Raw genomic sequence first — 9,096 nt, forward strand, 5'->3', positions numbered from 1 at the left:
GTTCGACGCCGCCATGGTGGACCTGGACGGCACCCTGGTCGACACCCTGGGCGACTTCGTCGCCGCGCTGGACGGCATGCTGGACGACATGGGCTTGCCGCAGCTGACGCCGGCCGAGGTGGAGACGATGGTGGGCAAGGGCTCGGAGCATCTGGTGCGTTCGGTGCTGCAGCGCGTGGGCGCCGACGCGGCCCGCTACGGCGAGGCCTGGACGCTCTACCAGCAGCACTACCGGGCCGTCAACGGCCGCCACGCGCGCCTGTACGACGGCGTGGCCGAGGGCCTGCAGGCCCTGCGCGGCCGCGGGATGCGGCTGGCCTGCCTGACCAACAAGCCGCGCGCCTTCGCGCTGCCGCTGCTGGAGGCCAAGGGCCTGGCCGGCTGCTTCGACCACGTCTTCGGCGGCGACGACTTCGACCGCAAGAAGCCCGACCCGCTGCCCCTGCTCAGGACCTGCGAGGCGCTGGGGACGCCGCCCTCGCGCACGCTGATGATCGGCGACTCCAGCAACGACGCGCAGGCCGCGCGCGTGGCCGGCTGCCCGGTGCTGCTGGTCACCTACGGCTACAACCACGGCCAGCCGGTGCGCGGCGTCGATGCCGACGGCTTCATCGACACCCTGGCCGAACTGGCCGCCGCGCGCTGACGCGCTGGGCTACACTCCCCGCTCCATGTTTGTTCATCTGGTCATTCAGACAGGTCGCGGAGGCCGGGGAGCCTGGCCCTGGCGCAAGCCTGCGTCGCTGTCTGCCTGACCTGCACGGCGCCCGCCGTGCCTACGTGGTTCGCCGCCGCCGCGAACCGATCCCGTGAATGAACGCCGACGCCCGGACACCGCACCGCCGCCGGCCCGTGGAGACCCCGTGATCACCGAACTCGAATTCAAGAGCCTCAGCAGCCAGGGCTACAACCGCATTCCGCTGATGCTCGAGGCCTTCGCCGACCTCGAGACGCCCCTCTCGCTCTACCTCAAGCTGGCCTATTCGCAAGGGCAGCAGGGCGGCGGCCGGCATTCCTTCCTGCTCGAGTCCGTCGTCGGCGGCGAGCGCTTTGGCCGCTATTCCTTCATCGGCCTGCCGGCGCGCACGCTGCTGCGCGCCCGCGGCTTCGGCGCGGAGGCGCGCACCGAGGTCGTGACCGACGGCCAGGTGGTGGAGACGGCCGGCGGCAACCCGCTGGACTTCATCGCCGCCTACCAGAAGCGCTTCAAGGTGGCGCTCTCGCCCGGCTTGCCGCGCTTCTGCGGCGGGCTGGCCGGCTACTTCGGCTACGACGCGGTGCGCTACATCGAGAAGAAGCTGGAGGCGAGCTGCCCGCCCGACACCATCGGCTGCCCCGACATCCTGCTGCTGCAGTGCGAGGAACTGGCGGTCATCGACAACCTCTCGGGCAAGCTGTATCTCATCGTCTACGCCGACCCGAAGCAGCCCGAGGCCTACCCCAAGGCCAAGCGCCGGCTGCGTGAGCTCAAGGACAAGCTCAAGTACTCGGTGAGCGCGCCGCAGGTCAAGCCGACGCAGGCGTACCCGCCCGAGCGGCCCTTCGCCAAGGCCGACTACCTGAAGGCGGTGGAGCGCGCCAAGGAGCTGATCGCCGCCGGCGACTTCATGCAGGTGCAGGTGGGCCAGCGCATCAGCAAGCGCTACACCGAGTCGCCGCTGTCGCTGTACCGCGCGCTGCGCTCGCTCAACCCCAGCCCCTACATGTACTACTACGACATGGGCGACCACCATGTCGTCGGTGCCTCGCCGGAGATCCTGGTGCGCCAGGAGCACACCGCCGAGGGTGAGCAGAAGATCACCATCCGTCCGCTGGCCGGCACGCGCCCGCGCGGCGCCACGCCCGAGCTGGACAAGGCCACCGAGGTGGAGCTGGTCAACGACCCCAAGGAGCGCGCCGAGCACGTCATGCTGATCGACCTGGCGCGCAACGACATCGGCCGCATCGCCAAGACCGGCAGCGTGAAGGTGACCGAGGCCTTCGCGGTGGAGCGCTACAGCCACGTCATGCACATCGTGAGCAACGTGGAAGGCATCCTGCAGGACGGCATGGACGCCATCGACGTGCTCAAGGCCACCTTCCCGGCCGGCACGCTCACCGGCGCGCCCAAGGTGCACGCGATGGAGCTGATCGACCAGTTGGAGCCCACCAAGCGCGGCCTGTACGGCGGCGCCTGCGGCTACATCAGCTATGCCGGCGACATGGACGTGGCCATCGCCATCCGCACCGGCATCATCAAGGACCAGGTGCTGCACGTGCAGGCCGCGGCCGGCGTGGTGGCCGACTCCATCCCCGAGATGGAATGGAGGGAGACCGAGGCCAAGGCGCGGGCGCTGCTGCGTGCCGCCGAGCTGGTGGAAGAAGGACTGGAGTGACCGCCATGACCAAGCTCCTGATGATCGACAACTACGACTCCTTCACCTACAACCTGGTGCAGTACTTCGGCGAGTTGGGCGCGCAGGTGGAGACGGTGCGCAACGACGAGATCACGCTGGAGGGCATCGGCGAGCGCATCGACGCGGGCGTGACGCGCCTCGTGATCTCGCCCGGGCCGTGTTCGCCGGCCGAGGCGGGCGTGTCGGTGCCGGCCATCCGGGCCTTCGCCGGCCGGCTGCCGATCCTGGGCGTGTGCCTGGGCCACCAGTCCATCGGCGCGGCCTTCGGCGCGAAGATCGTGCGGGCGCAGCAGCTCATGCACGGCAAGGTCAGCGAGATCACGACCACCGGCGAGGGCGTGTTCGCCGGCCTGCCCGAGCGCTTCACCGTCAACCGCTACCACTCGCTGGCGATCGAGCGCGACAGCCGTCCCGAGGAACTGGCGCTGACCGCCTGGACCGACGACGGCGAGATCATGGGCGTGCGCCACACCGGCTTCGCGCACGCGGTGCGGCTGGAGGGCGTGCAGTTCCACCCGGAGTCGATCCTCACCGAGCATGGCCACGCCATGCTGCGCAACTTCCTGCAATGAAGAAGGCACGCCGCCCATGACGCCCGCCCCCGTCGACCTGCGCAGCGACACCGTCACCCAACCCACGCCGGCCATGCGCGCGGCGATGGCGGGGGCGCCGGTGGGCGACGACGTGTTCGGCGACGACCCGGGCGTGAACGCGCTGCAGGAGGCGATCGCCGCGCGCCTGGGCTTCGAGGCGGCGCTGTTCGTGCCCACCGGCACGCAGAGCAACCTGTGCGCCATCCTGGCCCACTGTGGACGCGGCGACGAGTACATCGTCGGCCAGCAGCAGCACTGCTACCGCTGGGAAGGCGGCGGCGCGGCGGTGTTCGGCAGCGTGCAGCCGCAGCCGCTGGAGCACGCACCCGACGGCACGCTGCCGCTGGCGGCGATCGAGGCCGCCATCAAGCCCGACGACGCGCACTTCGCGCGCACCCGGCTGCTGGCGCTGGAGAACACGCTGGGCGGCCAGGTGCTGCCGCAGGCCTACCTCGACGAAGCGACGGCCCTGGCGCGCCGGCATGGCCTGGCCACGCATCTGGACGGCGCGCGCCTGTTCAACGCCGGCGTGGCGCAGGCCGGCCAGGGCGGCGACGCCTGGGCCGAGGCGCGCCGCATCGCCGGCGGCTTCGACAGCGTCTCCGTCTGCTTCAGCAAGGGGCTGGGCGCGCCGGTGGGCTCGGCGCTGCTCGGTTCGCGCGCGTTCATCGCCCGCGCCCACCGCATCCGCAAGATGGCCGGCGGCGGCATGCGCCAGGCCGGCGTGCTGGCCGCGGCGGCGCTGCATGCGCTGGACCACCACGTCGACCGCCTGGCCGACGACCACGCGCTGGCGCGCCGGCTGGCCGAGGGCCTGGACGGCATCCCGGGGCTGGCGGTGCAGCCGCCCCGGACCAACATCGTGTTCGCCGATCTGCAAGGAGAGGCTGCCGCGCGCGGCGCCGGGCTGATCGCGCACCTGCGCTCGCGCGGCGTGCTGGCCACCGGCCTGTACCGGCTGCGCTTCGTCACGCACCTGGACGTGGATGCGGCGGGCGTGGACCGTGCCGCCGAGGCAGTGCGCGAGTTCCTGTCGCGCCCCTGAACGGCGAGGATGCCGCATGCCTGACGCCCACCAGCTCCTGCTCTTCGTCGTCGCCGGCCTGCTGCTCAACCTGACGCCGGGCGTCGACGTGTTCTTCATCGTCAGCCGGGCGCTGCGACAGGGCGTGCGGGCCGGGCTGATCGCCTCGCTGGGCATCACGGCCGGCTGCTGCGTCCACATCGTGGCGGCGGCGCTGGGCGTCAGCGCGCTGGTGGCGGCGTCGGCCACCGCCTTCATGCTGCTCAAGTGGGCCGGCGCGGCCTACCTGGTGTGGATCGGCATCGGCATGCTGCGCGCGCGCGAGCCGGCGCTGGCGGCGCAGATGGCGGCGGGCGGCCGCGCGGGCGTCGCCGGGCTGGCGCCCGGGGAGGGCTGGCAGGTGTTCCGCCGCGGCTTCCTGACCAACGCGCTCAACCCGAAGGTGGCGCTGTTCTTCCTGGCCTTCGTGCCGCAGTTCATCCCGGCCGGCGCACAGCACCCGACGTGGGTGTTCCTCGCGCTGGGCCTGCTGTTCAACTTCAACGCGCTGTGGGTCTGCTTCGGCTGGGCCGTCGCGGCCGCCTGGGTGGCGCGGCGCGCCGGCGCCGCCGGCCGGGCGCTGCTGTGGTTCGAGCGCGCGGCCGGGCTGATGATCGTCGCCTTCGGCCTGAAGCTGGCTTTCAGCGACGCGCCCGTGCCGCAGCGCTGAGCGCCCCAGAGAATCCAACGAGAGGAGTTCCCGCCATGATCACCCCCCAGGAAGCGCTGCAGCGCACCATCGAGCACCGCGAGATCTTCCACGACGAGATGCTGCACTTGATGCGGCTCATCATGCAGGGCGAGATCTCGCCGCTGATGGTGGCCGCCATCACCACCGGCCTGCGCGTGAAGAAGGAGACCATCGGCGAGATTACGGCCGCGGCGCAGGTGATGCGCGAGCTGTCGACCAAGGTGCCGGTGGCCGATCCCACGCACCTGGTGGACATCGTGGGCACCGGCGGCGACGGCTCGCACACCTTCAACATCTCCACCTGCTCGATGTTCGTGGCCGCCGCGGCGGGCGCCAAGGTGGCCAAGCATGGGGGGCGCAGCGTGTCGAGCAAGTCGGGCAGCGCCGACGTGATGGAGGCGCTGGGCGTCAACATCCAGGCATCGCCCGAGCAGATCGCCCGCAGCATCGCCGAGACGGGCGTGGGCTTCATGTTCGCGCCCAACCACCACCCGGCCATGAAGAACGTGGCGCCGGTGCGGCGCGAGATGGGCGTCAAGACCTTCTTCAACATCCTCGGCCCGCTGACCAACCCGGCCGGCGCGCCCAACATCCTCATGGGAGTGTTCCACCCCGATCTGGTGGGCATCCAGGTGCGCGCGCTGCAGCGTCTGGGGGCCGAGCACGCGGTGGTCGTCTACGGCCGCGACGGCATGGACGAGGTCAGCCTGGGCGCCGCCACCATGGTCGGCGAACTCAAGGACGGGCAGATCAGCGAGTACGAGATCCATCCCGAGGACTTCGGCCTGCCGATGCAGAGCAACCGCAGCATCAAGGTCGCCACGCCGCAGGAATCGCTGGCCATGCTGCGCGGGGTGCTGGAGGGCCGGGAAGGCGCCGCGCGCGACATCGTGCTGCTGAACGCCGGCGTGGCGCTGTACGCCGCCGGCGTGGCGCCCACCATGAAGGACGGCGTCGCCCGCGCGCGGGAGGCCATCGACTCCGGCGCGGCGCGGGACAAGCTGGCGCAGGTGGCGGCGTTCAGCCGGCAGGCCGACGCCGCGGCCTGAGAGGGGAGACATCGGACCATGAGTGACATCCTGAACAAGATCGTTGCCGTCAAGCACGAGGAAGTGGCCGCGGTGCGCAAGCGCGTGCCGCTGGAAGCCATCCGCGCCGACGCCGAGAGCCGCGTGCTCACGCGCGACTTCGTGGGCGCGATGCGCACCAAGATCGCCGCCGGCCAGGCCGCCGTCATCGCCGAGATCAAGAAGGCCAGCCCCAGCAAGGGCGTGATCCGCAGCGGCGAGTTCATCCCGGCCGACCTCGCGCAGAGCTATGCGGAGGGCGACGGCGCCATCAGCGCGGCCTGCCTGTCGGTGCTGACCGACCGCCAGTTCTTCCAGGGCAGCATCGACTACCTCAAGCAGGCCCGCGCCTCCTGCGGCCTGCCGGTGCTGCGCAAGGACTTCATGGTCGATGCCTGGCAGGTGTACGAGTCGCGCGCCATCGGGGCCGACTGCATCCTGCTCATCGCCGCCTGCCTGGACGACGCGCAGATGCGCGACTTCGAGGCCATCGCCCTGTCGCTGGGCATGGCCGTGCTGGTGGAAGTGCACGACGCGGCCGAGATGGAGCGCGCGCTGAAGCTGCGCACGCCGCTGGTGGGCGTGAACAACCGCAACCTGCGCAGCTTCGAGGTCTCGCTGCAGACCACGCTCGACCTGCGCTCGAGCGTGCCGGCCGACCGGCTGCTCGTCACCGAATCCGGCATCGCCGCCCGCCAGGACGTGAAGACGCTGCGCGATGCGGGCGTGGACGCCTTCCTCGTCGGTGAAAGCTTCATGCGCGCCGAGGAGCCGGGCGAGGCGCTGGCCCAATTGTTCCGCTGAGCCATGACGACGGTTCCCTCCACCCAACTGCAGTCCGCCGACCCGGCCGACTGGCCCGTCGCACCCGGCTGGCAGCCGCTGGTGGACGCCTTCTTCGGCAGCGAGACGGGCCTGGCGCTGCTCGACTTCCTCTACCAGCGGCTGAAGGCCGGGGCGGTGATCTTCCCGCCGCAGCCGCTGCGCGCGCTCGAACTCACGCCACCTGAGGAGGTGCGCGTCGTCATCCTCGGCCAGGACCCGTACCACGGCCGCGGCCAGGCCGAAGGGCTGGCCTTCTCGGTGGCCCCGGGCGTGCCGCTGCCGCCCTCGCTGCGCAACATCTTCAAGGAACTGGAGCGCGACCTCGGCACGCCGCCGCCGCCCTTCCCGAACCCCGGGGGCAGCCTGGTCAAGTGGGCGAAGAACGGCGTGCTGCTGCTCAACACCTGCCTCACGGTGGAGGAGGGCCAGCCGGCCAGCCACGCCGGCCGCGGCTGGGAGGTGCTCACCGACGCCGTGATCCGCCACGTCGCCGACGGCGAGCGGCCGGTCGTCTTCATGCTGTGGGGCTCGCATGCGCAGAGCAAGCGCAGCTTCATCGACGGCAAGCGCCACAAGCTGCTGATGTCCAACCATCCGTCGCCGCTGTCGGCGCAGCGCCCGCCGGTGCCCTTCATCGGCTGCGGGCACTTCGGCCAGGCGCGTGCCTGGCGCGACGCGCAGCGCACGCAGCAGGGCTGACGAAGACGGGCGCCGGCTCAGGCGCGCTGCATGGCCGGCGCCAGCGGCGCCGCGGCGTCGCCGGCGACATAGTCGCGCTGGATGTCCACCGTGCCGCGGCGGCCCAGGTCGTCGAAATGCCGGGCCAGCCAGTCGTGCGCCGCCGTCCGGCCGTGCTCGAACAGGCGCTCGATCATGCGGATGTCGGTCGAGAGCTTGGTGGCGGCATCCAGCGGTTCGTCCAGCGCGCTGTCCACGTCGATGCGGTGCAGCAGCAGCCGGCGGTACTGCCGGCCCTCCTGCAGGCGGCCGTCGGCCAGCAACTGGTGGATGAAGTCGATGCTGCGCATCTGCGCGAGCAGGCTGGCGTTGAACGCCATCTCGTTCATGCGCTGCGCGATCTCGAAGGGGGTGCGCGGCGTCTGGGCGCGCGTCAGCGGATTGAGCTGCACCAGCACGATGTCCGCGCTCTCGCACTGGGTGATCAGCGGCAGCAGCGCCGGGTTGGCGGCATAGCCGCCGTCCCAGTAGGGCTCGCCGTCGATCTCCACCGCCTGGAAGACGGTGGGCAAGCAGGTGGAGGCCATCACCGCCTGCAGCGTCAGGCGCTCGCCGCTGAAGATCTCGGCGCGGCCGGTGCGCACCTGCGTGGCCGAGACGAAGACGCGCGGCGCCTGCTGCGCCGCGATCGCCTCGAAGTCGATCTCCTGGTCCAGCAGCGCGCGCAGCGGGTTGATGTCCAGCGGATTGAACTGGTAGGGCGAGGCCCAGGGATCGACGCGCAGCGCGGGCGCCCCGCCGAACAGCAGCCGGGCGAACTGCTGCGCCATGGCCCCGGGCGCGCCGACGCCGGCCACGCGGCGCCAGACCCGTTCCAGCGTCTGGCGCGCCGCGGCGCGGGCGGCCGCCTCGTCGCCTCCGGCGGCGCGGGCCGCCGCCATGCCGTGGGCTAGCGCCACCGCGTTGACGGCGCCGGCGCTGGCGCCGCTGATGCCGTCGAAGTCGAGGCGGCCGTCTTCCAGCAGCGCGTCCAGCACGCCCCAGGTGAAGGCGCCGTGCGAGCCGCCGCCCTGCAGCGCGAGGTTGACCCGCCGCGGCCGGTCCGGCCGGCGCGCGCCCGGCAGAAGAAGTGCTTTCATCCGGGTAATTGTGCGCTGCAACATAAAAATAGGGGTAAACCCTTGCCCTCCTGTGGTTTCCCGGGCAATGCGGCGCTGCGACTTCTTCTTGCCGGCACGTCGACGGGCCGCTCAGACCATGCTATAGTCCCGGGTTCGCCGGAGAGGTGGCCGAGTGGTTAATGGCAGCAGACTGTAAATCTGCCGGTTAATACCTACGCTGGTTCGAATCCAGCCCTCTCCACCAGCGACTCGATGGTTTTGTCAGGCGCCAGGGATCAACAGGGATCACCGAAGTGCATGCCGCGGGCGGGTCTCGCGTCACGACGCGGGAGTAGTTCAATGGTAGAACCCCAGCCTTCCAAGCTGATGACGCGGGTTCGATTCCCGTCTCCCGCTCCAGACAGGCCGCCGATCGCCGGACAGGCAGACGGTTTTCGTGCTGCCCTTGTGGCTCAGTGGTAGAGCACTCCCTTGGTAAGGGAGAGGTCGCGGGTCCGATTCCCGCCAAGGGCACCAGTTTTTTCTCAGGGGCGTGTGCAGCGACGGGCTGCTGCTCCGATGTGCAACTGATCCCGTATTTTTCGGAGTCGAGAAAATGGCAAAAGGCAAGTTCGAGCGCACCAAGCCGCACGTGAACGTGGGCACGATCGGTCACGTGGACC

Annotated in this window: 9 protein-coding genes, 3 tRNA genes and 1 pseudogene; 12 read left to right on the forward strand and 1 reads right to left on the reverse strand. The window is 70.7% G+C overall.

The window, feature by feature from the left end; translation table 11 throughout:
• From gph to ACIY1X_RS21395, 8 genes are all read left to right on the forward strand, one after another.
• The coding region (gene gph / locus ACIY1X_RS21360; protein WP_399684499.1) for a phosphoglycolate phosphatase at positions 1-646 on the forward strand (646 nt) is incomplete at its 5' end.
• Positions 647-863: 217 nt separating this feature from the next.
• Positions 864-2,375, forward strand: a complete 1,512-nt coding sequence (trpE, locus tag ACIY1X_RS21365) for an anthranilate synthase component I (protein WP_399684501.1) — start codon at positions 864-866, stop codon at positions 2,373-2,375.
• 5 nt (positions 2,376-2,380) lie between these two features.
• Positions 2,381-2,968, forward strand: a complete 588-nt coding sequence (locus ACIY1X_RS21370) for an anthranilate synthase component II (protein WP_399684504.1) — start codon at positions 2,381-2,383, stop codon at positions 2,966-2,968.
• A 16-nt stretch (positions 2,969-2,984) separates the two neighbouring features.
• Positions 2,985-4,034 (forward strand): low-specificity L-threonine aldolase, encoded by a 1,050-nt coding sequence (gene ltaE / locus ACIY1X_RS21375; protein WP_399684506.1) that lies wholly within the window; start codon positions 2,985-2,987, stop codon positions 4,032-4,034.
• Between the two features lie 16 nt (positions 4,035-4,050).
• Positions 4,051-4,722 carry a LysE family translocator gene (locus tag ACIY1X_RS21380; RefSeq protein ID WP_399684508.1) on the forward strand — a complete coding sequence of 224 codons (672 nt, stop codon included), beginning with the start codon at positions 4,051-4,053 and terminating at the stop codon, positions 4,720-4,722.
• 35 nt (positions 4,723-4,757) lie between these two features.
• A complete protein-coding gene (gene trpD, locus ACIY1X_RS21385) occupies positions 4,758-5,792 on the forward strand; it encodes an anthranilate phosphoribosyltransferase (protein WP_399684511.1) in 1,035 nt (344 codons plus the stop codon).
• 18 nt (positions 5,793-5,810) lie between these two features.
• Positions 5,811-6,614, forward strand: a complete 804-nt coding sequence (trpC, locus tag ACIY1X_RS21390) for an indole-3-glycerol phosphate synthase TrpC (RefSeq protein ID WP_399684513.1) — start codon at positions 5,811-5,813, stop codon at positions 6,612-6,614.
• A gap of 3 nt (positions 6,615-6,617) precedes the next feature.
• A complete protein-coding gene (locus tag ACIY1X_RS21395) occupies positions 6,618-7,334 on the forward strand; it encodes a uracil-DNA glycosylase (RefSeq protein WP_399684516.1) in 717 nt (238 codons plus the stop codon).
• A 17-nt stretch (positions 7,335-7,351) separates the two neighbouring features.
• Here ACIY1X_RS21395 and ACIY1X_RS21400 read toward each other — a convergent pair whose 3' ends face one another.
• The gene (locus tag ACIY1X_RS21400; RefSeq protein ID WP_399684519.1) at positions 7,352-8,452 is read right to left on the reverse strand and encodes a patatin-like phospholipase family protein; all 1,101 of its coding nucleotides are present in this window, start codon (positions 8,450-8,452) and stop codon (positions 7,352-7,354) included.
• 140 nt (positions 8,453-8,592) lie between these two features.
• On the opposite strand from ACIY1X_RS21400, the gene ACIY1X_RS21405 reads away from it, so the two are divergent.
• The 4 genes and pseudogenes from ACIY1X_RS21405 to ACIY1X_RS21420 all read left to right on the forward strand — a co-directional run.
• A tRNA-Tyr gene (locus ACIY1X_RS21405) sits at positions 8,593-8,678 on the forward strand.
• An 81-nt stretch (positions 8,679-8,759) separates the two neighbouring features.
• Positions 8,760-8,833, forward strand: a tRNA-Gly gene (locus ACIY1X_RS21410).
• 42 nt (positions 8,834-8,875) lie between these two features.
• Positions 8,876-8,950 (forward strand) — tRNA-Thr (locus tag ACIY1X_RS21415).
• 79 nt (positions 8,951-9,029) lie between these two features.
• Positions 9,030-9,096 (forward strand): annotated as a pseudogene (locus tag ACIY1X_RS21420) (elongation factor Tu); the annotation flags it as partial.

The sequence above is a fragment of the Xenophilus sp. genome (assembly GCF_044462705.1).
GTDB lineage: Bacteria > Pseudomonadota > Gammaproteobacteria > Burkholderiales > Burkholderiaceae_C > Xenophilus > Xenophilus azovorans.